Annotated in this window: 23 protein-coding genes; 15 read left to right on the forward strand and 8 right to left on the reverse strand. The window is 64.9% G+C overall.

The window, feature by feature from the left end; genetic code table 11:
* Positions 1-65: 65 nt before the first annotated feature.
* Complete coding sequence (locus AO501_RS05120; protein ID WP_156452315.1) at positions 66-1,292, reverse strand: L,D-transpeptidase; 1,227 nt, start codon at positions 1,290-1,292, stop codon at positions 66-68.
* Between the two features lie 87 nt (positions 1,293-1,379).
* Here AO501_RS05120 and AO501_RS05125 point away from each other — a divergent pair, with 87 nt between their 5' ends.
* From AO501_RS05125 to AO501_RS05135, 3 genes are all read left to right on the forward strand, one after another.
* Positions 1,380-2,201 carry a hypothetical protein gene (locus AO501_RS05125; RefSeq protein WP_055576683.1) on the forward strand — a complete coding sequence of 274 codons (822 nt, stop codon included), beginning with the start codon at positions 1,380-1,382 and terminating at the stop codon, positions 2,199-2,201.
* A gap of 109 nt (positions 2,202-2,310) precedes the next feature.
* The gene (locus tag AO501_RS05130; RefSeq protein WP_055576684.1) at positions 2,311-3,135 is read left to right on the forward strand and encodes a PE domain-containing protein; all 825 of its coding nucleotides are present in this window, start codon (positions 2,311-2,313) and stop codon (positions 3,133-3,135) included.
* Between the two features lie 98 nt (positions 3,136-3,233).
* A complete protein-coding gene (locus AO501_RS05135) occupies positions 3,234-4,100 on the forward strand; it encodes a bestrophin family protein (RefSeq protein WP_231752342.1) in 867 nt (288 codons plus the stop codon).
* A 99-nt stretch (positions 4,101-4,199) separates the two neighbouring features.
* On the opposite strand, the gene AO501_RS05140 is transcribed toward AO501_RS05135, so the two are convergent.
* Positions 4,200-5,291, reverse strand: coding sequence for a DUF2804 family protein (locus AO501_RS05140; protein WP_231752343.1), 1,092 nt, complete (start codon positions 5,289-5,291; stop codon positions 4,200-4,202).
* A gap of 171 nt (positions 5,292-5,462) precedes the next feature.
* Between AO501_RS05140 and AO501_RS05145 the strand changes: the two genes are divergently transcribed.
* Complete coding sequence (locus AO501_RS05145; RefSeq protein WP_055576686.1) at positions 5,463-5,708, forward strand: hypothetical protein; 246 nt, start codon at positions 5,463-5,465, stop codon at positions 5,706-5,708.
* A gap of 516 nt (positions 5,709-6,224) precedes the next feature.
* Here AO501_RS05145 and AO501_RS05150 read toward each other — a convergent pair.
* The 3 genes from AO501_RS05150 to AO501_RS05160 form a co-directional block, all read right to left on the reverse strand.
* Entirely contained in the window at positions 6,225-6,434 is a 210-nt protein-coding gene (locus AO501_RS05150) for a hypothetical protein (RefSeq protein WP_055576687.1), read from the reverse strand.
* A 53-nt stretch (positions 6,435-6,487) separates the two neighbouring features.
* Positions 6,488-7,078: a PE family protein gene (locus AO501_RS05155; protein WP_197419769.1), complete on the reverse strand. Its 591-nt coding sequence runs from the start codon at positions 7,076-7,078 to the stop codon at positions 6,488-6,490.
* 410 nt (positions 7,079-7,488) lie between these two features.
* Entirely contained in the window at positions 7,489-7,950 is a 462-nt protein-coding gene (locus tag AO501_RS05160; RefSeq protein ID WP_055576726.1) for a MarR family winged helix-turn-helix transcriptional regulator, read from the reverse strand.
* An 84-nt stretch (positions 7,951-8,034) separates the two neighbouring features.
* Here AO501_RS05160 and AO501_RS05165 point away from each other — a divergent pair, with 84 nt between their 5' ends.
* Together AO501_RS05165 and AO501_RS05170 are read left to right on the forward strand one after the other, a co-directional pair.
* A complete protein-coding gene (locus tag AO501_RS05165; protein WP_055576689.1) occupies positions 8,035-9,045 on the forward strand; it encodes an NAD-dependent epimerase/dehydratase family protein in 1,011 nt (336 codons plus the stop codon).
* A 703-nt stretch (positions 9,046-9,748) separates the two neighbouring features.
* The gene (locus AO501_RS05170; RefSeq protein WP_055576690.1) at positions 9,749-10,297 is read left to right on the forward strand and encodes a nuclear transport factor 2 family protein; all 549 of its coding nucleotides are present in this window, start codon (positions 9,749-9,751) and stop codon (positions 10,295-10,297) included.
* Here AO501_RS05170 and AO501_RS05175 read toward each other — a convergent pair.
* The gene (locus AO501_RS05175) at positions 10,294-10,659 is read right to left on the reverse strand and encodes a hypothetical protein (RefSeq protein ID WP_156452313.1); all 366 of its coding nucleotides are present in this window, start codon (positions 10,657-10,659) and stop codon (positions 10,294-10,296) included. The genes AO501_RS05170 and AO501_RS05175 overlap by 4 nt on opposite strands.
* Positions 10,660-10,763: 104 nt before the next feature.
* Here AO501_RS05175 and AO501_RS05180 point away from each other — a divergent pair, with 104 nt between their 5' ends.
* The 4 genes from AO501_RS05180 to AO501_RS05195 all read left to right on the forward strand — a co-directional run bounded on the left by AO501_RS05180 (position 10,764) and on the right by AO501_RS05195 (position 13,750).
* Positions 10,764-11,624: a hypothetical protein gene (locus AO501_RS05180; protein WP_055576692.1), complete on the forward strand. Its 861-nt coding sequence runs from the start codon at positions 10,764-10,766 to the stop codon at positions 11,622-11,624.
* Entirely contained in the window at positions 11,625-12,530 is a 906-nt protein-coding gene (locus tag AO501_RS05185; RefSeq protein ID WP_055576693.1) for a hypothetical protein, read from the forward strand.
* A 107-nt stretch (positions 12,531-12,637) separates the two neighbouring features.
* The gene (locus tag AO501_RS05190) at positions 12,638-13,072 is read left to right on the forward strand and encodes a CBS domain-containing protein (RefSeq protein WP_055576694.1); all 435 of its coding nucleotides are present in this window, start codon (positions 12,638-12,640) and stop codon (positions 13,070-13,072) included.
* 243 nt (positions 13,073-13,315) lie between these two features.
* Entirely contained in the window at positions 13,316-13,750 is a 435-nt protein-coding gene (locus tag AO501_RS05195; protein ID WP_411580345.1) for an Hsp20/alpha crystallin family protein, read from the forward strand.
* Between the two features lie 15 nt (positions 13,751-13,765).
* On the opposite strand, the gene AO501_RS05200 is transcribed toward AO501_RS05195, so the two are convergent.
* Both AO501_RS05200 and AO501_RS05205 read right to left on the reverse strand, forming a co-directional pair.
* A complete protein-coding gene (locus tag AO501_RS05200) occupies positions 13,766-14,593 on the reverse strand; it encodes an acyl-CoA thioesterase (protein WP_055576696.1) in 828 nt (275 codons plus the stop codon).
* Positions 14,594-14,629: 36 nt separating this feature from the next.
* Positions 14,630-15,643, reverse strand: coding sequence for a CobW family GTP-binding protein (locus AO501_RS05205; RefSeq protein ID WP_055576727.1), 1,014 nt, complete (start codon positions 15,641-15,643; stop codon positions 14,630-14,632).
* 173 nt (positions 15,644-15,816) lie between these two features.
* Between AO501_RS05205 and AO501_RS05210 the strand changes: the two genes are divergently transcribed.
* The 5 genes from AO501_RS05210 to AO501_RS05230 all read left to right on the forward strand — a co-directional run bounded on the left by AO501_RS05210 (position 15,817) and on the right by AO501_RS05230 (position 22,584).
* Positions 15,817-17,352, forward strand: a complete 1,536-nt coding sequence (locus AO501_RS05210; protein ID WP_055576697.1) for a Re/Si-specific NAD(P)(+) transhydrogenase subunit alpha — start codon at positions 15,817-15,819, stop codon at positions 17,350-17,352.
* Between the two features lie 29 nt (positions 17,353-17,381).
* Complete coding sequence (pntB, locus tag AO501_RS05215) at positions 17,382-18,803, forward strand: Re/Si-specific NAD(P)(+) transhydrogenase subunit beta (RefSeq protein WP_055576698.1); 1,422 nt, start codon at positions 17,382-17,384, stop codon at positions 18,801-18,803.
* 242 nt (positions 18,804-19,045) lie between these two features.
* Positions 19,046-20,701, forward strand: coding sequence for a PecA family PE domain-processing aspartic protease (locus tag AO501_RS05220; RefSeq protein WP_055576699.1), 1,656 nt, complete (start codon positions 19,046-19,048; stop codon positions 20,699-20,701).
* A 64-nt stretch (positions 20,702-20,765) separates the two neighbouring features.
* Complete coding sequence (locus tag AO501_RS05225) at positions 20,766-21,914, forward strand: AAA family ATPase (protein WP_055576700.1); 1,149 nt, start codon at positions 20,766-20,768, stop codon at positions 21,912-21,914.
* Between the two features lie 61 nt (positions 21,915-21,975).
* Positions 21,976-22,584, forward strand: a complete 609-nt coding sequence (locus AO501_RS05230; protein ID WP_055576701.1) for a TetR family transcriptional regulator — start codon at positions 21,976-21,978, stop codon at positions 22,582-22,584.
* Positions 22,585-22,639: the final 55 nt, after the last annotated feature.

The raw sequence follows: 22,639 nt of genomic DNA on the forward strand, positions 1-22,639 counted from the left end.
GCTAACGCGCAAAGCTATCCGCGACTACGGCATTGCCATGCCGAATGGAGGCGAAAGGGTACGAACTATGAGGACCGCGGCAGCGCGCTACCTTTGCGCCACTCGTCCCAGCTGAGCGTCCAGTCGCCGTTCTGCTCGATCTTCAGCGGCGGCCCACCGGTGTTGTGCACTTCCACGACGTCACCCGGCACAGAGAAGCCGTAAAACCATTTGGCGTTGTCGCCGTTGAGGTTCAAGCAGCCGTGCGAGGTATCGGTCTTGCCTTGAGCCCAGATCGTCGAATCAAGCTGATGGAGATAGATGCCGTCAATGCTGATCCTGGTGGCGTAATTGATCGTCTCGCGGTACCCGAGCCGGGAATTCTTCGGCAACCCGAACGTCGAGGAATCCATCACGACCGGGTTGCCCTTGTCCAGGACGGTGTAGACACCCGGGGGAGTCCAGAACGACAAGGTCCGTCCACCGATGGTCTCGGTGCCACCCATCCCCATGGAGGTGGGCATGGTCCGAACCAGTTTCCCGTTGTCGAATACGCTCACCAGCTTGGTCGCGTCGTCGGCAATAGAGACGTGCGCATCGCCGATGCGAAATGAAACCCGGCTGTCCTCCTGCCCAAATATGCCATCGCCCAGCGCAATACCGTAGATCTTGGCGTCGGCCGTCACCGTGGTGCCGGGCTCGTAGTAATGTTCCGGCCGCCAGTGGGCGTTTTGGGAGTTGACCCAGAACCAGGATCCCGGAACGGGGGGATTGGTGGTCACCGCCAGCTGACGTTCGGCGGCGGCCCGATCGGCGATCTGCTCATCGAAGTGCGCGACGAGGACTGTTCCGACCCCGTAGGTGCCGCCGTCCCGCAACGTAGCCTCTGAGGTCATCGTGAACGAGACCTTGGTCTGGTTGGACGGCCGCAACGTGGAGAAGGACGAAACTTGCGAGTTTTCAACGTTGTTGGTCCCGCGGCTGGTGACATTGAGGGTGTAGGTATGGGCGTAGCCGAGCGGGCCAGTCGGTTTCCACACGGTGTTATCCGGTGTCATGACGCCGTCGATCGGCTTGCCCGCATCGTTGACCATGCGTACCGCGACCAACGTTCCCGTGTCGGCCTTGACCTTCACCGGCGTCGTCGGCTGTACATCATGCGCATCCGGACCCGGCGTGATCGTCACCTGCGCCGGCCCCTTCGGCGCGTCGCCCAGTGAATGGCGCGCAGAGCACGCCGGCGCCGCGACGCCGAGCACTCCAAGCACGACGAACACGGATAGCAACTGGCGCCGCCGCCGGCCGGGAAACATGTTGGCTGTCACCGCAAATGAATTAGCCAGCGGCATGGGGCTTCAAACCATTGCGTAACTCACCCGAACGCGAGAGATCATGGGCTGGTGCCCGACGACGAGCTAGAAAACCTGTACTGGGTCCCCCCGGATCAGTTCACTGCCGAACGCACGAAGTTATCCGCAGCGGCTAAAGAGCGGGGCGACGCCGCTGCACGCAAACGGATCACAGCGGCCCGCAAACCCACCACAGCGGCGTGGATTGTCAACCGGTTGATGATCGGAAGTCGGGAGGCACGGCTCCGCCTGGCCGAGTTGGGTGACAGTCTGCGCACCGCGCATGCCGCGATGGACGGCGGGCACATCAGGGAGCTGTCCGCCCAGCAACACCATCTCATCAACGAATTGACCGAAGCCGCATTCGATGCGGCCGAGGTGACAAACGTGTCGTCGACGGTGCGCGACGACGTCGCGGGCACGCTGCAAGCCGCGATCGCCGACCCCGAAGTGAGGGCGCGCCTGGGCCGCCTGGTCAAGGCCGAACGTTGGTCAGGCTTCGGCGACGTCGGCGACAGTGCGGCGGTGTCAGCGACCGCCGGACCTAAGCGGACCCCGCCGGCGGCCAAACCATCCCCGTCGAAGACGCCGCAGCGCGACCGGAGAGCCGAGGCCGTCAGGCGGGAGCGGGAGAGGTTGACGGCAGCGGTAGCTGCCGCTGAGCGGGCAGCGACGCAAGCCGACAGTGTGGTCTCCGACCGGCGAGCCGAACGTGAGGCGGCCCGCACGCGCCGTGACGAAGCAGCGGCAGTCCTGAGCAAGGCGGAGCGCGCGGTGGCCGACGCTGAGCGGAGCTACGAAAAAGCCCGCCGGGCCGGCCGCGAGGCTGCGCAGGCGCTGAAAGAGGCCAAGGCCCAGCTGAAGCGGACGTAGCGCTCGCGTCCGTGCGGTGCGCCTCCTCAAACCGCGACAGTCCGGGGCGGTCTCCACTAACCTGAGGGGTCATATCGGGCCGTCGATGGCAGGGGAGAAGTCATTGTCTGTGGTGAACCCGTCCCTAAATGTCTCGCCCGAAGTGGTTGCGGCCGCGGCCCAGGATGTGGCCGGTGTCGGCGCGGCGCTCGACCGGGTGTATGCGGCGGTGGCGCCGGCGACCACATCGGTGCTGGCCGCGGCGCAGGATGAAGTGTCCGCGGCGATCGCCGAGTTCTTCTCCGGGCACGGGCAGGCCTTCGCGGCGCTCGGCGCGAAAGCTGCGTCGTTTCAGAACCTGTTCGCGCAGGCGCTGACTAACGCCAGCCAGCAGTACACGGCCGCCGAGACCGCGATCGTCGGCCACCTGCAGGCGGCCACCGCCGCGCTGCACCTACCACCGATCTTCGGCCCGCGGCCGGTGCCCTCCTCGGTGCCGGTCGACCCCTCGCTGTTCGCCGGCACCTACTACGAGCAGGGCAGTGTCAAGCAGTTCTTCTCGCTCGGCCTCGTCAACACGAAGGCGACGTACAGCCTTAACCCAGACGGCACGATCCGTGTCCAGAACTCGGGCAACTACTTCTTCAACGGCGGCCCGCTGTCGGCGATCACCGGGTCCGCGGTGCCGCTCAACGCGACCAACACGGCGCTGGACGTCAGCTTCCTGCCGTTCAAACTGCCGTTCAGCCTCAGCGCGCCGACGGGCAACTACATCATCGTCGCGCGTGCCCCCGACTACAGCTGGGTCCTGGTCAGCGATCCGACAGGGTTCAGCGGCTACGTGCTGACGCGTAGCCAGTTCATTCCGGCCCCGCAGTACCAGCAACTGGTAGGGGAGTTGGTCTCCCACGGCGTTTGGGGGCCGATCACCCCGACGAACCAGTACGCCTCCTGACCGTCCGGCTCATCACAGGTCAGGGAGTTCATCGTCCCGTGTGAAATTAACGCCGGAAATCGCCAATAAAACCCACCAATCCCAACTACGCGAAATTGATGATGATCCAATACGATTCGCACAAATGGCTGGACCACTTTTTTGACATCCGCGGTTCGCTGGTCCGGGAGATCATCGGTCGAGTCTCCCTCTGCGTCGCCTGGTCGGCGGCAGTCGTCGCATTTCACAACTATGTCGCGCCGGTCGGCATGCCCATCCAGCTGCACACGCTGATGGGCCTCGCCCTTGGTCTCTTGCTCGTTTTCCGCACCAGCTCCAGCTATGACCGATTCTGGGAGGGGCGCAAACTATGGGGTGGGATCGTGAATGAAACACGGAACCTCGTCCGGAGCGCCAGCGTGTACATCACGGCGGATCCAGCGCTGGTCGCTCGACTCACCCGATGGACGGCCGCCTTTCCCTGGGCGGCCATGCACAGGCTGCGCGGCACCGAAGGCCTCGGGCCACAGATCAACGAGCTTCCGCCCGCCGAGGCACAGGCGGCGATGGATGCACAGCATCCCGCTCTCGCTGTCGCCGCCAACATGTCCGGTTGCCTGCGGGAGGCGCGCGAGCGCGGCCTGATCTCTGACATCATGCTCACGTCGATGGACCAGAACGTTCAGCTCCTAGTCGACTATCTCGGCGGCTGCGAACGAATTCACAAAACGCCGATGCCCTTCGCTTACGCCGTTCACCTGCGCCGAGCGCTCGTGCTCTATTGCTTTACCCTCCCTTTCGCCATGGTCGATACCTTCGGTTGGACGACCATTGTCGACGTCCTGATCATCGCTTACACATTCTTCGGCATCGAAGAAATCGGCGTCGAGATCGAAAGCCCGTTCGGGGACGATGCGAACGACCTCCCCCTCGAGGACATCTGCGAGACGATCCACAAGAACGTTTACGCCCAGGCCGGCATCTGATTGCGGCGGCACAAGGCGGAACAAGGAAGTCCGGTGCTCGGAGTCGTTTGCTGAGCACACCGACGGACCCCGCCACCACCGCTGATTACGGGCCCTTATTCAAACGCGGATGAACTTCTGTTCGCCCATGCCGAACATGCCATCGACCGAAAGGTCGACGTCGTCGGTGTGAATCCGGCCTTCGTACCAGCCGAAGGGGCCGTAATACTCGGCGAGCGAACGGCGCGGGCCGGCGTGCAGCTCGGAGCGGACGGTCGGCGTGAACCGCACCTCGATCTGCCCCGACCCGTCGGCATCCCGCACGATCCAGGTACCCCACGGCCCGTCGGGCCGTTCCACGTGGACGGCGGGCAGGCGGTGGACCCGGTCGCCGAGCCAGACCGCGTTCTCGTTGTAGCGCTGGGGGTCGCGCACCTGGTTGTCGGTCAGGTTGAAACCCTCGATCCGGCCCTCATCGCTGCGGCGCACTCCGGTCACCCAGTCGTAACGCATCGGCGAGGGGTAGTCCCCGTGATGGTCGTCGAGGATCATGAACGAACGGTTGGAGTCGAGAACTGTCTGTTCGGCGCCGACGCGGAGCGTGCCGGCGAACGGCATCATCGTTTTGTGCGAGTACAGCGCACGATCGTCGGCGAAGGGGTGACAGATCACCAGGTGGCCCGCCTCTCCCGGGCCACAGCGCCCGGCGCCGTGCAATTCCAGCGGCGGCAGCGCTTCGCGCCCAGGGTGGCTGGCGTCCACCGCGACCAGGCCCGAGTCCATCTCGTTGGACACCTGCAGCGAGAAGCGTCCGACGTGACCGTGGGACCGGGTGTGGTCCAGGCCGCGAGCGACGTGCACCATCGAGGTCGGCACCTTCTGCTCCCACCGACGGATCGTGGCCGCCTGCTTGTCGACGACCAGCACTTGCAGCAGCGAGATCGACTTCGTGTCGTACACGGCGCCAAGCACGAACACCGAGTCGTCACCGAGCTGGAATGCCTCCCACTCCTTGAGTCGGGCGCTGCGCGCTACGCGCTGTAGGCGACCGAGAGCTCCGGTGGCGGTGACGACGTCCAGTGGGTTGATCCGTGCGATCCGGCCGTTGTAGGTGCCGAACCGGTAGCGACCGTCGAGCACCAACTGGTCGGGCGGCGGCTCGAGCGTGCGCACCAGGCCGGACGGGTCGGTCGGCAGGGTCTCGTTGTCCACCGCCGGAGCGTACCGGAGGGCAAGCTCGCAGGATGCGGGGATCTGCCGGCCGATTATCGGTGGTCAGGGGGCGCGACTCTGTGCTGCGACCGTTAGGGATCGTTACCGCAATCGCGACTTCGCGCTCTTATCTTTGGACATACGAGAACGCAACCCTGGGGGACTGGAATTATGACCACCGCAATCGGCACGTACAACCCGATCGAGAAATACGTGGCCTATGAGCATGACGATTTCATCTCGGCGGTGGCAAGCATCAACGCAATTAGCGGTCGAGGGGACACAGATTCCGTCGCATCGAAGCCGCGCTGGCGACTTACCGAAGAAGAGATCGTGCGCGCGGCGATCGCCATGATTTTGGTGTTCCTCACGGTGCTGATGGCCCTCTCCGCGGGCGCGATCTTGACGATGGGTTAGCAGCGCCTGGGCCTGACCCAGAACCTCTTTGAGGCGGATCGAGTGCGTGTCTTACAACACGTAGCTCACTGACCGTTTCGCTACCCGCCCGCCATGAACCGGACTACCGTCGGCAATTGGGGGCGTGGGCAGGAGGCAGCCATGTCGAAGCGACACCGAGAAAAATGTGCCAGCCCTGCTATGCGGCATCGTGATGTCGGGGAACGGTTGGCAACGCGCGGCGCCCCTGGTGTCCAGGCATCACCAATCTTGGCTGAATCGGCGATCATTCAAGTCCCAGTGTGCTGACGCGTGACCATCGAGCGCAGGCCGTCAATCCATCCTGTCCGTTGGCAACCGCCGCCGATTGACCCGCTGCCGGTTCTACCTTCGGCTGACATCAGCGCCATCGCGTTCCCAGCCGTCGCGTATACCGATGTGCCAGCCAAGCGCCGGTACTCGGCGCCGACGGGGATCTGCTAACACAATTCACCGGACGCGGCCAACCATTCGTTCGTCGTCAGCCGTTATAGCGGTTCACGCGACACTGCTGACGATCGCGATAACCAGACTCAGCAGGGTCAGCACGCCGACCATCACCGCGGCGGCGATCGCCCGGCCGCGTCGGTGCCGGCGTACGTAGTAGATCGCCACCGCGATGCCGGCCAGGATCAACGCTGCGTAGGCCGCCAGCCCAACCGTGAGCGCTGCTGTTGAGGCGGCGCTGGCAAGGGTGACATCGTGCACGCCGCGAGCCTACGACTGGATGAGGTGCGGAGCGCACTCAAGGCCTTCGTACCTTAAGGCGGCCCGACGACGAACTGGGAAAGGGGCAGGCCGGTAATACCTTCGAAGAGGAAGGTCACTACTTGCCAAAAGAAAAAGAACGGGAGGAAGGGAAAGAACACCCAAAGAGGAGGGATGACGGCCAGAAGAAATACCAAGACGGGAAAGTAAGTGACAAAGTAATTCAAGTTCTGCCAGGCGCTTGTTGAGTCAGCCGCTCTCGGACCGGAGTCCCGCAACAACGAAGCGATCAATTCCTCGGCGCTGGCATACGCCGAGGAGCTTGCCGTGAGCTTAGTGACGAATTCCTCGTGAAATGCCGCAGCCTCCCGGGTAACCACCTGATAGTCCTGCGCGTGTTGCGCGAAGAGCTGCGCGATGCCCACCGACACCTCGTCCGCCGCAGCGGGGCTCAGCGCAAGAGTCGCACTGGCCGCCGATCGGTGGGCCTCATCGAGTACGGACGCGATCTTTTCCAAATCCGCTGCTGCGGCGGTCATGATCTCAGGCACCACGCTCACGTTCGACATATCTGACCTATCACTTCCAGCATTCACTTCGGGCGAGGCCGACAGCGCACAAACCGCCAGCGAATCGAGCCTCACACGAGCCGACAACCCTGGCTGCAGTAGCGGCCTACCTACATGCGGCTGCATATCCGATCCGTGCATATTCCCTGTGCAGCGACCGTGCAGGCTGAATGTCTGGAGACGGCCCGGGGGATCGCAGTCGCACGCCGGAACCGGTGAGCTGTTCGATTTCGCAGCCAAAGTGGCCCAAACTGATTATGTAGGAACATGTTTCAATGAGGGCTTCGTCTTTTTGGTGCGACCTGCTAGTGAGGGGTCGGCGGTGTGTTCGGCCGCAAGGGCGAGCATCTGCCGTAGCGCTGCGTCGCCGTCATCATTCCCTTCTGCGTCGCGCACCCGGCCGGCATCAGGGGAGCGCACTGACAGGTACAGCGTCGACGCGGAACGGAGCTGCAGCTTAGCGGTGCCGGAAGGTTGAGTGCGGGCTACTGTCCAGGCGCTGATTCGAGCGTGTCGGCAAGGTGGGTGAGCAGCCGTGCGAGGACGCGTTGCTCGGCGGGGTCCAAGCAGGCGAAGATGTCCCGCGCTGCGTCGAGGTAGTCGGTGAGCCAGCGGCGGGCCTGCTCGTCGCCGCTCTGGGTGACGGAGAGCCGAATGGCGCGGCGATCGTTGGCGTCGGTGCTTCGCTCCACAAGGTGATCTCGTACAAGCGCCTCGACCAGCGTTGACGCAGTCCCTTGGGTAACGCCAACCGCGCGGGCGAGGTCAGCCAGCCGAACCGGACCAAGTCGCTGAATCTCGGCGAGCAGCTTGGAGCGTGGCGTGGACACTCCATGTTCGCCGAGTCGCTCATCGAAGGCCCGCACCACCGACTTGCCGGCCCGACCGAAGGCGTCGGCCAGTTCACCCGGCAAATGACTCGCCTGGTCAGTGGGCTGTGTGGCCATTGAGTTCCTGTCCGTCGTTGACCGCAGCATATCAAGCCGTCTAATATTTTGATATCAAACAGTTTGGCGTGATAGGAGTTGGACATGAGGGTCTTCGTAACGGGCGGCAGCGGCTTCGTCGGTCAGCACGTGGTGCGCCGCCTGGCCACCGAGGGGCATCAGGTGCTGGGGTTAGCGCGATCCGGCCGCGCTGCCGAGCTGATTTCGGCTGCCGGCGGGCGACCGGTGATGGGCGATCTGGCCGACCTGGCACCCAACGGCGAACAGGCCGAGTGGACAGGTGTCCTCAATGAATGCGACGCCGTAATTCATGGTGCGGCCCGGATGGAGTTCTGGGGCCCAGACACCGGCTTTCGACGCGACAACTACGTGCCCACCGTTGCCCTGCACGTGGCGGCCGCAGCGGCCGGGGTTGGCAGGTTCGTACTGATCAGTGCGGCCAGCGTCTCCAGCGGCAGCCAGCGCGCAGCGGTAGTGGACGAAGGCACCGATAACGGCCGGCCCAACACCGCATATAGCCGCGTCAAGCTCGCTACCGAGCAGGCCGTGCTGTCCGCGGATACACCCACGATGAGCACCGTGGTGCTGCGCCCACCGTTTATCTGGGGTGCCGGGATGACCACGGTGACCGAGCTGGCCGATCTTGCGCGGGCCGGTGGGTGGACGTGGATTGATCGGGGTCGTCATGTCATGGACTTCGTCCACGTCGACAACCTGGCAGCGGCCGCCGACCTCGCTCTGACTCGGGGGCGAGCGGCCGGCGTCTACTACATCACCGACGGCAGGCCAATCTCGATACGCGACTTCATGACGCCGCTGTTGGCAACCCAGGGCGTCGACGTGAGCCGGGCGCCCAGTGTCCCACTGTGGGTCGCCGCGCCACTGGGAGCCGCGCTTGATGGCGGCGCCCGGTTGCTGCGCCGGCCCAGTCCGCCGATGCTGACCAACTGGCTGGTCACGTTTCTGGGCCACGACCGCAGCTATGACATCACCGCCGCCCGCGCGGACCTGGGCTATAGCCCCGACGTTGACCTGACGCAGGGACTTGCGGAAATGATTTCCGGACCTGTCGGGGCTGACCACACGTCCGGCTAGGTGTCGAGGCGCTATGGCCATATCCATTCGAAGCGGGGGCGAGGGCACCCAGGGTGCCGCAGGATTCACCTGGTGAATGGGCATACCTAACTTGACATAATGTCGCTTATCGGCAAAACGGGGACCTGGAGTTATCGAGTGGCCGTGGGCGCCGAGCCGCTGACCAGGCCCGTTCGCCCAATACCAGGCATGCGAGCAGCTTGAGCAAGACCATCCCCGAAGGCGCGGCCAAACGCCCACGCGGACGCGAGCACCGGACGCGAGCACTCACGCGGACCCACTCAAGCGCCGACCCACTCAGCCATCACCGCGAAGCACCACCGATGATCCACCAATACGTCACTGTGACGAATTATCTGGTGGCGCAGCGCGATTCGGTTTCCGAGTGACCAAGCACTTGCAGGAAGCCACCCGAATCAAACATCGATGACGCGGGGCCGCTGACCATGATCCCACCGTCTACGACGATCCCGATCGGCTCGCTATCCGCCAAGTCGACGCCCCGCCATGCAAACATTCGGCAGCGGAATGCACTACTGCCCCGGGGGTCTAACTCGCCCGCCTGGAGTCAGCCGAGCCCTGCCGGTCGATTCGACGAACCCTGGACGTCCCGGGGCTGACTGGCGCCATTCGTCACTGTGACGCAATTGCTCTGCGGCGCTGCAGTATTCGGCCGCGCATCGTTATCGGCTACCGTCGACGCATGTCGTCACCCGAAGATGCCCTTGCCGCGATCCTGGACGAGCACGCGCTGAACAAGCTTGTTCACGCGTACTGCCGCGCGGTGGACCGGGGCGATCTCGAGACGCTGCGCAGTCTCTATCACGACAATGCTCAAGATGAGCACGGCGCCTTCTCATCCGGTCCGGTGGCCGACTTCATTCAGACACTCGCGGACTCCCGCAGATTCATTCGCACAATGCAGCATCACGTCACCACGAGGAACTTCGCGGTCAACGGAAGCTACGCGGAGGGCGAGATCTACAGCATCGCTACGCATACCGTCAGTACCGGCGCCGGGAATTCCGACGTGGTGATCGGCGGCCGCTATCTGGACAAGTACGAAAAGCGGCTCGGTGTTTGGAAAATCGCCGAGCGGCAGATAGTGACGGACTGGGTACAGGTGAACGATCCCTCAACTGCAGGAAGCTTCAGCCACCCGATGACGCGCGACACACCCACGGGCAGCCCGGGTCCAGATGACCCGTCCCGCACATTCTTCACGTTGCTCGGGACGATCACTTCCAGCTAGGAGCAGTCGCCCACCTGATCGATGACCTTCTTCAACGGAGCGGCCGGCGTGACGCCTGGGATATAGCCGGGATTGTCGGCCGACCAAGCGATCTTGGAACAGTAACCGGGTCCGGTCGGCTGGCCCGCACGCCAGGTATCGAGCGTCGGCCGGCAGTTATAGATGTCTGCTGGGTTGGCGAATATCGCGCGATCCGGCACGCCGGGACCGTGCTGCCAGATGATCAAGCCAGTGGAGACCGGCAGATCACAAGGCAATTCGGGCACGGGAATCCGGACGATGTCGCCATGCGCAAGCGGCGCGACGGCCAGCGCACATGTGGCGAGAAAGGCAGCCGATGCAGACCTCAGTGGAACGGACAATTCGACTGCCCTCTTTTCTGACCTGTCGGAAGTCACTCCGGATTCCAGGTTAGACCCCGGAGTTCACCAGCAAACAGCTATTCGCGCGGGTTTACGATGACGCCGTGGCGGATGTGACGGTGGCGCTATTCACCTTCACCAAGAACGAAGCGACGGCGGTGACGGAGTTGCTGGCGCGCCTCTGCGTCGACCTGCCGACGTTCGGGACCTCCATATGGGCGCAGGCCGGACCGGGCGATGAAGCGGTGGAGGGCCGCCTTTCTGACGGCAGGTCCGCCCGGCTCGAGCACCATGCCTTGAGCGCCCAGGGGAATGTCGTTGCTGCGGCCGCTCTCAGCCGATCGACCCGGGAGAATCGGGCCGACTACTACGTCTTCTACGGCTGCTGCGGAACCCTCGACCGCAGGCTGGTCGGCAAGGTATTCCGCGCAGAGAAGGTGTCCTATCTGTCGTTGGGAGTGGTGGCCGCTTCGGCCGAGGGTGAAGTCGTGCAGTTGCAGAACAAATGGATTGTGCGTACGCAACCCAGCGAGCAAGCCCCGCTTGAGGCCATCGAGTTGCGGGCAGGGGCAGCGGGCGCTCCCGGGTCCGTATGGGGGTTGGACGTTCCCGACGCCCACGTGCTCGCCACCGACAAAGTGATCAAGATTTCTCCGGGTGTCGCACCGGCGCCATTGAATTCGCCCTCGGACAGTCCCGTCTACGCCAAGGAGAATTGGACCTACTCGCTGGCGCTTGCGCTCCACTCGCAACTGACGGCCAAGCCCATACTCGTCGACATGGAGTCCTTCGGTATCGCTTCCACGATGCGCGCGCTGGGCTTGTGTGAGCGCGTGCTTGTCTTGCGTGTCGCATCAGATGCGTTGGCCGACAAGGCAGATCAACGCGAGGAGGATCAGCTCGACTTTCTCAGGGCCGGTCTGCCTGACCTGGCTGCCGCGATTTCAACGATCCTGGGACTCTGAATGACGCCGGAAGACCCGCCGCGGACACTGCAGGACGAGGTGCGCAGATTGCGCGCCGGCATCGTCAAACACCTCCCGTCAACGCGCGACCCGCAGGAGTCGGAGATGGTCCGCGTGGTCTCGGCCGCCTCGCTGGCCTGGGATGGCCAGCTCGACCGCGTCGACCGTTTCTCTCGTCCGCTGCTGCCGTCGGGTGCGCTGACTGAAGAGCGCGCGAACCCGGAGATGACCGCACAGCTCTTCCTGGAGCAGATGGCGTCCGACTATCGGCGAGTGGCGTCATGCCAACTCGACCTCCGCGAGGTGGAAGCGCGGCGTAATTCAGAAGAAGGCATCAAGACCCTCGAGCGTGCCGGTGTTGTGAGCCGACCGGTGGCGCCACTGGCGGTGGGGCAACACCTTGCGTCACAACGCAGCGGGAAGCAGGATTTGGCGAGCGTCTTCGAGCCATGGATCGCGACTCCGGAGAACTCAGATCGCGACTCCCCGTACGCCGCAGTATTCGGCGAAGTGCTCGGGCCCCTGATTATTGTCGCACTGGATAATTCGCCCTCCGACCCTGCGCTGCCCGGCTGGTCTGGTCGGGTTGGCGAAGTGTGGTGCGCCGAGTTCCTCGCCGCAGGGGCTGAGATCCTGAAATGGCCGGCCCTGCTCGGTCGTTCACATATCGAAGGCAGAGTGCTCAGGGCGTCGCGATACGACACAGCTGACTTCACCGAGACCGCCAACAAAGTCGTCGCGGTCGCCCAGGGGTTCCGCCGGGTCGAGGACGTGAGGGTGAGCGCGGCGGGCACAGTACCCCGAGTCGAACTTGTCCTTGCCGGCGACGGGCTCACCCGAGAAGAATTGACTCGCTTCACAAATGAGATCAAGCACCTGCATGCTGAAGTGGCGATTCTGTCCTGACCCGTCGCGCCGACACCCACCTAGGGCCCAACGACCCTAGAAGGCCCGGCCGCAATCGGCCTACCTTTGAAGGCGCAATTATTCATCGCAACAGGAGTAGAACAATCATGACCACCGCTCGCGACATCATGCATGCCGGTGCCGCCTGTGTAGGCGAGCACGAAACCCTTACCGCTGCAGCTCAACACATGCGGGACTTAGGTGTCGGCGCACTGCCGATCTGCGGAGATGACGACCGGCTGCACGGAATGATCACCGATCGTGACATCGTCGTCAAATGTCTTGCAGCCGGTGCGGATCCGTCGACCGCGACTGTCGGCGAACTCGCGCAAGGCAGCGCCTACCATGTCAGTGGCGAGGCCGATATTCAAGAAATGTTGAACATGATGGAAGAGCACCAGGTGCGCCGCCTGCCCGTAATCGAAGATCACCGCTTGGTGGGCATCATCAGCGAAGCCGACATCGCCCGCCATCTGCCCGAGCACGAAATTGCGCACTTCGTGAAAGCAATCTGCTCCCCCAAGGCGCTCACCGCTCACTGATCGAGCATCGATCTCATCTGCGCTGGCCTGAGCGCGCCTGCAGCTGCGGATCAACCCGCCGGCCGCCCTTGAGCCGGCCAACGAAGGCAGTGCGCCGAAAAACGAAAGTTGTTGGCGCCCAGGGTCGGACGGCTGGCTTCCGCGCGAGAAATATCCTCCCGCGAAAGGGACTTCGGTCTCTATTGCTTCGACCCAGCGAGCTTGAGAATCGGAACGGCAAGCCCTGTTAACCAAAGGAGGGACATCATGACTGATCTCCCCGTCCGCCAGCAGTCTCGAGGGTGGCTCCCGGATTTCTGGTCCGGCCTACTCACCGGTTTCCCCTCGTCACTGACCGCTTTGCATCCTGGCAACCTGATCAAGCTCGAGGACGACATGGAAGACGGCCGCTACACGCTGCGCGCTGAAATCCCCGGCATCGATCCGGACAAGGACGTCGACATCACGGTTCGTGACGGTCGGTTGACGATCAAGGCGGAGCGCACCGAGCGCAAAGAAAGCAAAGGCAGATCAGAGTTCTCCTACAGCTCATTCGCCCGCTCGGTCACCCTGCCGCCAGGAGCAGACGAGGACGACATCAATGCCACCTACGACAAGGGCATCCTGACCGTCTCGGTGGGTATTCCTGAACAGGCAGCGGCGGGCGAGAAGCACATAGCCGTGCACACCGCGGGCTGAGCCGGCTCCGCTTCGCTATTCCCGCCGTGCCGGGAAGTACATCTCTTGTCGCACCGTGCACACCAACTCGCCGTTGCGGTTGAACATCGTCCCGTTCGCCAGCGCGAGCGAGTCGGCGCTACTCGGCGAAGACCGTTGCAGGAACAGCCATTCCGACAACACCGCGGGCGAGTGGAACCAGACGGAATGGTCGCGCTGCGACGACTCGCCGACTCCTCCGTATGCGGCGAACGCCGGCTCGGTCAGTGTCACCGCGGAGAGGTAGGCCACCAGGCTGGCAGTCAGCACCGGATCGTCGGGAACCTCGCCATCCGGTCGCCACCACATCGCCGACCGCGCCGGCGGCAGATTCTCACTGTCGATGACGCGCCGCTCGAACCAGCGCAGGCTTGCGTACCGGCCCTGCGAGTTCGGGTCGGACTCGGCGAGGTGCGGCGCTACCCAGGGCAACGTCTCCGGCTCGGGTGCCGCCGGCATCGGCGGCTGATAGACGACCGCAGCAGACGCCGGGTCGGCGACCTTGAACGACGACATCGCCTCCATCAGAATCTTGTCGTCTTGGCGTGCGGTCACCCGGCGCGCCGAGAACGTCCGTCCCTCTTGCAGATTCACCACCTCGAAGTCGACCGTGCGGCTGGCGTCACCGGAGCGCAGGAAATACGTGTGCACACTGTGCGGCGCGCGGCCAGGCGCGGTGTAGGACGCCGCCAACAAGGCCTGAGCCGAGATATGCCCACCGAGGATGTGGTTGTGCGGAGCGGGCAGCTGCCGGCCGGTGAAGAGCCACGGCTCGACGCGGGCCAGCTCCATGGTGGCAAGCACGTCGCCGAGAGAGGATGACATCGCCCCGTATCTTGCCCGATCGCCACCCGGCCAGGCTCAACAGCTGAGCTGGCGGTATCGCTGCAGCCGCCGCAGGGCCGCCGCCGACGCCGCAGCGGTGACAGGGTCTAACGCTCGGACCAGTTCGGCGCGCACCGCGGCGACGTCGAGATGCATGCCGATCGCCACCAGAGAGTTACCGACGGCCCGCGGCGGTGCCTTCGCGATGTGGATGGCGCTACCGACGAGGTTGAGGACATAGGTACGGGTCGACCGCCCGTGCCGCACCCCCACCACACCCTTGAGCCGGAATACCCCGTCCGGCGGCTGTTCGACCAGGTCAAACAGCGCATCGAGGTCGACGCACCCGCTGCTGGTGACGGTGACGGCGTCGGCGTGCACGTGGTCGTGGGTGTGCTCGGCGTCGAGCAACAACTCCCGAAACGACAGTTGCCCCGTCTCCTCCTGCGATTCCAGCGGGTCGAACAGCAATGTGGGGTCGACCCGGCCACCTGTAGTGCCCACCACCTGAACCCGTGGGTTTCGTTGCGCCACACGTTCCCTGACGCGTTGCAGCACCGCAGGCCGCTGCTCTTCAGGCACCTGGTCGAGCTTGTTGACCACCACCAGTGATGCCACGCCGTAGCGCACCGGCGGCAGTTCGCTGCGGTCGACGGTGTCAAAGTGGTTGACAGCGTCGACGACATCGACCAAGCCGCCGCTTCGGACCCCGGACAACTTGCTGAAGCCGATGATCCGCGCAATCGACACCGGATCGGCCAGCCCGCTGGCCTCCACGATGATGGCGTCCAGCCGACGGGCCGGATCGGCTAGCTTGGCGAGCGCGTCGTCGAGCCCACCGTCGTCGGGCAGGCAGCAGATGCAGCCGCCGGCGATCGAGGCGGGCTCGTCGACTTGGCCGGCCACCAGCGCGGCGTCGACATTGAGTTCGCCGAAGTCGTTGACCACTACCCCGATCCGCGTACCCGGGCTGCGCAGCAAATGATTCAGCAGGGTCGTTTTGCCGGCCCCGAGATGACCGGTGAGCGCGATCACAGGTATCGCTGACACCACTCTCCCCCGACGTCGGAACCAGGTCGTGCAAGGCTAACCGCAGCGCCGAACAGCCCGTTCGGTCTAGCCGTTTTCTTAGGTTTGGCGACCGGTGCCGTAGGCTTTGCGGCGATTTGTGAACGCAGACGCGCACCCCTTGGCGCTCGACCGACCGAACGGACTTCAAGCAAGTGATCATCGGAATACCGCGCGAGTCTCTCTCTGGTGAGACGCGTGTTGCCGCCACGCCGCAGACCGTCGGGCAACTCACCAAGCTCGGCTACTCGGTGGTCGTCGAATCCGAAGCGGGCGCCGCCGCGAGCTTCCTGGACAGCGCCTACGTCGAGGCCGGCGCCGACATCGGGACGTCTGAGCAGGCATGGACCGCGGACATCGTCTTGAAGGTGAACGCCCCGAACGACGACGAGATCGCGGCCCTGCGCGACGGCGCGACCCTGGTCAGCCTCATCTCCCCCGGCCTGCACCCCGAGCTCGTCGAGAAACTGACTACCCGCAAGATCACCGTGCTGGCCATGGATGCGGTGCCCCGCATCTCACGGGCGCAGTCGCTGGACGTGCTGTCGTCGATGGCCAACATCGCCGGGTACCGTGCGGTCATCGAGGCGGCGCACGCCTTCGGTCGGTTCTTCACCGGCCAGGTGACGGCGGCCGGCAAAGTGCCGCCGGCCAAGGTCCTCGTGGTGGGCGCGGGGGTGGCCGGCCTGTCCGCGATCGGGGCGGCCGGCAGCCTGGGCGCCATCGTGCGCGCCACCGACCCGCGGCCGGAGGTCGCCGATCAGGTGAAATCGCTTGGCGGCGAATATATTTCGGTTGACGACAGCGAAGCCGAGGTATCCGCCACCGGCTACGCCAAGGAGATGAGCGAGGACTACAAGGCCCGCGAGGCGCAGCTCTACGCCGAGCAGTGCCAGGACGTCGACATCATCATCACCACCGCACTGATCCCCGGCAAACCGGCGCCGCGGATCATCACGGGGGACATGGTGGCGGCCATGACCCCGGGCAGCGTGATCGTCGACATGGCCGCCTCAAACGGCGGCAACGTCGAGGGAACGGTCAAGGACCAGCTCGTCGTGACAGACAACGACGTCACCATCATCGGCTACACCGACCTGGCCGGACGGCTACCCGCTCAGTCCTCCCAGCTCTACGGCACCAACCTGGTCAATCTGCTGAAGCTGATGACCCCCGAGAAGGACGGACAGCTGGTCCTGAACTTCGACGACGTGGTCCAGCGCTCCATCACCGTGGTCCGCGACGGCGAATCCACCTGGCCCCCGCCGCCGGTGCAGGTCTCGGCAGCACCCGCCGTCCCGGCGGCCGCGGCGCCAGCCAAGGAGTCGCACGCCAAGCAGCCGATGTCCAACAAGCGACGGCTGACGACGACTCTGATCGCCGCCGCGGTGCTGTTCGGCCTGATCGCGATCTCACCGGCCGCCCTGCAGGTGCACCTGACGGTGTTCGCGCTGGCCATCGTGATCGGCTACTACGTGATTGGCCACGTCCATCACGCCCTGCACACCCCGCTGATGTCGGTGACGAATGCGATCTCCGGAATCATCGTGCTCGGCGCCCTGCTGCAGATCGGAAAAGAGAACCTCCCGATCACCGTGGTGTCCTGTGCGGCGATCCTGCTGGCCAGCATCAACATCTTCGGCGGCTTCGCGGTGACGCGACGCATGCTGGCCATGTTCTCCCGCAGCTGAGCCTGCGCACCCAATCGGAGGATCATCCCTTGTTCACGATAGAAACCGCCGCCAAAGCGGCATACGTCGTCGCGGCCCTGCTGTTCATCCTGGCGCTGGCCGGGCTGTCCAAGCACGAAACGTCGCGCGCCGGAAACACTTTCGGCATCTTCGGCATGGCCGTAGCGCTGGCCGCGACCATCGCGCTGGCGATCAACGGGCACATCGAGTCGCTGGGCGTGGCCCTGCTGGCCGGTGCCGTGGCCGTCGGCGCTGCGATCGGCCTGTGGCGTGCCCGGGTGGTCGAGATGACCGGCATGCCCGAGCTGATCGCGCTGCTGCACTCGTTCGTCGGCCTGGCCGCCGTGCTGGTCGGCTGGAACGGCTACCTGTTCGTCGAGCACAACCCCGGTGGCGCCGAGGCCGCCACCCTGCGGGCGGAAGGCCTGGGTGGCATCCACTCGGCCGAGGTCGTCATCGGCGTCTTCATCGGCGCCGTGACGTTCACCGGCTCGATCGTGGCAAACCTCAAGCTCTCGGCGCGGATCAAGTCGGCGCCGATGATGCTTCCCGGCAAGAACTTCCTCAACGTCGGCGCGCTCGTGCTGTTCGGCGCCCTCACGGTGTGGTTTGTGATCAACCCGACGATCTGGCTGCTCGCCGCGGTGACCGCGCTCGCGCTGCTGCTGGGCTGGCATCTGGTCGCGTCCATCGGCGGCGGGGACATGCCCGTCGTGGTGTCGATGCTGAACAGCTACTCGGGATGGGCGGCCGCCGCGTCCGGCTTCCTGCTGAGCAACGACCTGCTGATCATCACCGGCGCCCTGGTCGGGTCCTCCGGTGCGTACCTGTCCTACATCATGTGTAAGGCGATGAACCGCTCGTTCATCTCCGTGATCGCCGGAGGATTCGGCATCGAGGCAGGTCCGGCCGAGGACAAGGATTACGGCGAGCATCGGGAGATCACTGCCGAGGGAGCTGCGGAGCTGCTGACTTCGGCCGATTCAGTGATCATCACCCCCGGATACGGGATGGCTGTCGCCCAGGCCCAGAACGCCGTGGCCGATCTGACCCGCAAACTGCGCGCTCGTGGCGTCAACGTCCGGTTCGGCATCCACCCGGTCGCGGGACGCCTGCCCGGCCACATGAACGTGCTACTGGCCGAGGCCAAGGTGCCCTACGACATCGTGCTGGAGATGGACGAGATCAACGACGACTTCTCCGACACCGCGGTCGTCCTGGTCATCGGCGCCAACGACACCGTCAACCCGGCCGCCGCGGAAGACCCGAGCAGCCCGATCGCCGGTATGCCGGTTCTGACCGTCTGGGACGCCGACAACGTGATCGTGTTCAAGCGGTCGATGGCCTCGGGCTACGCCGGCGTGCAGAACCCGCTGTTCTTCCGGGAGAACAGCGCGATGCTGTTCGGCGATGCGCGCGACCGGGTAGAGGCGATCCTCGCGGCGCTCTAGCCTCATTCGCGCTGGGACGACGGCGGCCGGGTCGCCGAGATTGCCGCTGCGGTCGCGGTTTCCCGACCGAGCACAGCCACCACCGCCATCTTGCGGGGCGAACTGTCTTCGCGCTGCGGCGGCGACCCATCCGTGTGAGTATTCGATGTGATGACGAACCGGTGTGCCGAAAGCCCGGAAGCCGGGCGGGGAACTCGATACGCTTGGCGCACATCACCGGTGACTGACGCTTAGGGGGCGACGTGTCGTTTCTAGCCGTGGCTCCTGACTGGGTCACGTCGGCGGCAGCGGATCTGGAGAACATCGGCTCGGCGCTGAGCGCGGCCAACGCGGCCGCCGCCCTGCCGACCACGGGGGTTGCGGCGGCCGCCGCCGACGAAGTCTCGACCGCGATCGCGGCACTGTTCGCCGGGTTCGGTCAGGAATATCAGGCGCTGAACACCCAGCTCAGCGCGTTCCAGCAGCAGTTCGTCCTGTTGCTGGGCAGTTCCGCCGGGTCGTACGCCTCTGCGGAGGCGACGGCCGCCTCGGTGCTGGACCCGGTCTTCGGCGTGATCAATCTGCCCACCCAACTGCTGCTGGGACGTCCGCTGATCGGTGACGGGGCGGCCGGAACTGCGGCATCGCCGAACGGCGGGGCCGGCGGGTTGCTGTGGGGCAACGGCGGGGCTGGGTATTCGCAGACGGTCGCAGGGGCAGGCGGAGCGGGCGGTTCGGCCGGGTTCATCGGTAATGGCGGGGCCGGCGGCACGGGTGCCAATGGTGGGGCTGGCGGCGCCGGCGGCAATGGCGGCTGGTTGTTCGGTAACGGCGGCTGGGGCGGCACTGGTGGCGCGAACCTCGCAGGCGCGGGTGGGACCGGTGGCGCCGGAGGCGTTGCCTATCTGCTGGGTACCGGAGGCAACGGCGGCACCGGCGGGCTAGGCACAGGGGCTACTTATCCCCTCGGCTACGGCGGCACCGGCGGCCACGGCGGCATGATCTGGGGCGGTCAAGGCTTCAGCGGGGCCGGCTGGGACGGCAAGACCATTTCCATGCCGACCATCCAGACCACCGAACCGGTGGTCAACCTCTCCGTCAACGGCTACACCAGCGGACCGATTCTGGTCGATACCGGATCCGCCGGACTGGTCATGCAGATCAAGGACATCGGCGGTCTGCCCGGTCTGCTCAAGCTGGGTATTCCGCACGGGATCAACATCAGCGGCTACAGCGGCGGGCTGACCTACCTCTTTGCCAGCTACCCGACTTCGGTGGACTTCGGCAATGGCCTCGTCAGCGCGCCCTCCGCGGTCAACGTTGTGTTGTTCTCGATTCCCACATCGCCGTTTGCGATATCGGCCTACTTCACCGAGTTCCTGAAGAACCCGTTCGTCACCCCGTTCGACGCGTACTTCGCGACCGCCGGCGTGGACGGGGTCTGGGGCCTCGGCCCAAATGCGGTGGGACCGGGACCCAGCATCCCGAACCAATATCTGCCGGGCAACCTCGGCCAGGGCGCACTCATCGACATGGCCGGCGGCAAGTTGCAATTCGGTCCGAACCCGGGTCCGGTCAACTTCCCGCTCAATGGCTCTCCGATCACGACGTTGTACGTTTCCGTAAATGGCGGGACTCCAATAGCCGTGCCCTCAATCGTCGACTCCGGCGGTGTTCTGGGCACTATGCCTTCGTCGGTGATCGGTGGCGCTGGCAGCTTGCCAGCAAATACGAACATCACGGTCTATGGCGGACCCGGCAATACCAACCTCCTCTACTCGTACAACACGAACGACTACACCCCGACGGTCATTTCGTCCGGCCTGATGAATACCGGTTTCCTGCCCTTCTATCTCCAACCGATATACACCAGCTACAGCCCCGGTGGCGTCGGAACGACTATCGTAAATACCCCCTAAAGCAATCTTGTTGCCCCACAGCTAGTTTCACCGCCTGTCGCCCCCCGCCGCTAAAGTCGCCTCCATGCTGCAGACGATCGCCGTGCGCGGCTACCGCTCGCTGCGCGACATCGTGCTTCCCCTGGGCCGACTGTCCGTCGTCACGGGAGCCAACGGCACCGGTAAGTCATCGGTGTACCGCGCGCTGCGCCTGCTGGCCGATTGCGGGCGCGGCGAAGTCATCGGCTCACTGGCCCGCGAGGGCGGCCTGGAATCGGTGCTGTGGGCCGGTCCGGAGCAGCTGGGTGGAGCGCGCAAACAGGGAATAACTCAGGGCACCGCCCGCACCCGGCCGTTGTCGCTCGAACTCGGTTTCGCCGCAGATGATTTCGGCTACCTCGTCGATCTCGGCATCCCGCAGATGGCGGGCTACCGTTCGGCCTTCGCCCGCGATCCGGAGATCAAGCGCGAGGCGATCTTCGCCGGCCCCGTGCTGCGACGTGCCACCACCCTGGTTCGCCGCACCCGCGACTTCGCGGAAGTCAGCGGCGATTCCGGCTTCGACGAGCTGAGCCGGACCCTGCCGTCCTACCGCAGCGTGCTGACCGAATACGCGCACCCGCAAGCACTTCCAGAGCTCGCCGCCGTGCGTGAACGCCTGCGGGGGTGGCGGTTCTACGACGGCTTCCGGGTCGACGCCGCCGCCCCGGCCCGGCTACCGCAGGTGGGCACCCGCACTCCAGTGCTCTCCGACGACGGCAAGGATCTGGCCGCCGCGATCCAGACGATCATCGAAGCAGGGTTCGACGACCTGAGCCGGATCGTCGCCGACGCCTTCGACGGGGCCACCGTCACCGTCGAGGTCAACAACGGCCTGTTCGATCTGCAACTGCAGCAGCCCGGCATGCTGCGGCCGCTGCGCGCAGCCGAATTATCCGACGGCACATTGCGTTTCCTGCTGTGGGCCGCCGCGTTGCTCAGCCCGCAGCGGCCTTCGCTGATGGTGCTCAACGAACCGGAGACCTCGCTGCACCCGAGCCTCGTCGGTCCGTTGGCTGCGCTGATCCGGGTCGCGGCCGAGCACACTCAGGTCGTGGTGGTCACCCACTCCGACTCACTGCGGGAGGCGCTCGACGACGGGATGCAGATCGAGCTGTACAAGGATTTCGGCGAAACCCGGATCACCGGACAGAGTTTGCTGACGACGCCGCCATGGGACTGGGGCAAACGCTGACCCCGGGTGGCCTGCACCTCGTTTTGCGTGCAAAGTGTGCAGTTTGTGCAAATATGTGCACATGGCGAATCACATGGGTCTGCGCGAGCGTCGCCGCCGCCAGACCAGCGCGGACATCCGCGGAGCCGCCGTGCGCCTGGCACAAGCACGCGGTTGGGACAAGGTCACCATCGAGGAGATCTGCGTCCAGGCGGGCATCTCGACCCGCACGTTCTTCAACTACTTCCCCAACAAGGAAGCGGCCATCGCCTACGGCCCCTCGGACCTGCCCGCCGAGTTGGCCGATGAGTTCGTCGCCGCCGGCCCCGCGCCACTGTCGGTGGTCCTGGCGGATCTGATCACCCTGGCCGCCCACCATCTGCGCGACATGCCGCCCCAGCGTGAGCAGGCCGTATGCATGCTGGACCTGGCCAAAACCACCCCTGCGGTGCTGGCGGCATTCCTGGCCGACCTGGAGCGCTTCCAGAGCCAGCTGACCGACATCGTCGCCAAGCGCCAGGGCATGCCGTCCGACGACGAGATACCGGCGCTGATCTCCGCGCTGGCGTTGACGGCCGTGCGTTCGGGCATCGAGCGCTGGTCCAGCGGCGTGCCGGAGGACGCCGACGACACGCCGATGCCCTATGTCGAGCGGGCCGCCGCACTGGTCAACAGCATTTTCACCAAGTGAACGAAGTGACCAGAAACACATAAACTTGCATCATCTGCAAAAAGTGCAGATTATG

The sequence above is a fragment of the Mycobacterium gordonae genome, from assembly GCF_001417955.2.
GTDB classification, from domain to species: domain Bacteria; phylum Actinomycetota; class Actinomycetes; order Mycobacteriales; family Mycobacteriaceae; genus Mycobacterium; species Mycobacterium gordonae_B.

What these genes read in the sequence shown, in the direction of transcription:
- AO501_RS05120 (WP_156452315.1), bottom strand. Translation starts at nt 1,292, where the DNA reads ATGTTTCCCGGCCGGCGGCGGCGCCAGTTGCTATCCGTGTTCGTCGTG.
- AO501_RS05170 (WP_055576690.1), top strand. Translation starts at nt 9,749, where the DNA reads ATGTCGTCACCCGAAGATGCCCTTGCCGCGATCCTGGACGAGCACGCG.
- AO501_RS05200 (WP_055576696.1), bottom strand. Translation starts at nt 14,593, where the DNA reads ATGTCATCCTCTCTCGGCGACGTGCTTGCCACCATGGAGCTGGCCCGC.
- AO501_RS05185 (WP_055576693.1), top strand. Translation starts at nt 11,625, where the DNA reads ATGACGCCGGAAGACCCGCCGCGGACACTGCAGGACGAGGTGCGCAGA.
- AO501_RS05135 (WP_231752342.1), top strand. Translation starts at nt 3,234, where the DNA reads ATGATGATCCAATACGATTCGCACAAATGGCTGGACCACTTTTTTGAC.
- AO501_RS05145 (WP_055576686.1), top strand. Translation starts at nt 5,463, where the DNA reads ATGACCACCGCAATCGGCACGTACAACCCGATCGAGAAATACGTGGCC.
- AO501_RS05165 (WP_055576689.1), top strand. Translation starts at nt 8,035, where the DNA reads ATGAGGGTCTTCGTAACGGGCGGCAGCGGCTTCGTCGGTCAGCACGTG.
- AO501_RS05225 (WP_055576700.1), top strand. Translation starts at nt 20,766, where the DNA reads ATGCTGCAGACGATCGCCGTGCGCGGCTACCGCTCGCTGCGCGACATC.
- AO501_RS05160 (WP_055576726.1), bottom strand. Translation starts at nt 7,950, where the DNA reads ATGGCCACACAGCCCACTGACCAGGCGAGTCATTTGCCGGGTGAACTG.
- AO501_RS05230 (WP_055576701.1), top strand. Translation starts at nt 21,976, where the DNA reads ATGGCGAATCACATGGGTCTGCGCGAGCGTCGCCGCCGCCAGACCAGC.
- AO501_RS05190 (WP_055576694.1), top strand. Translation starts at nt 12,638, where the DNA reads ATGACCACCGCTCGCGACATCATGCATGCCGGTGCCGCCTGTGTAGGC.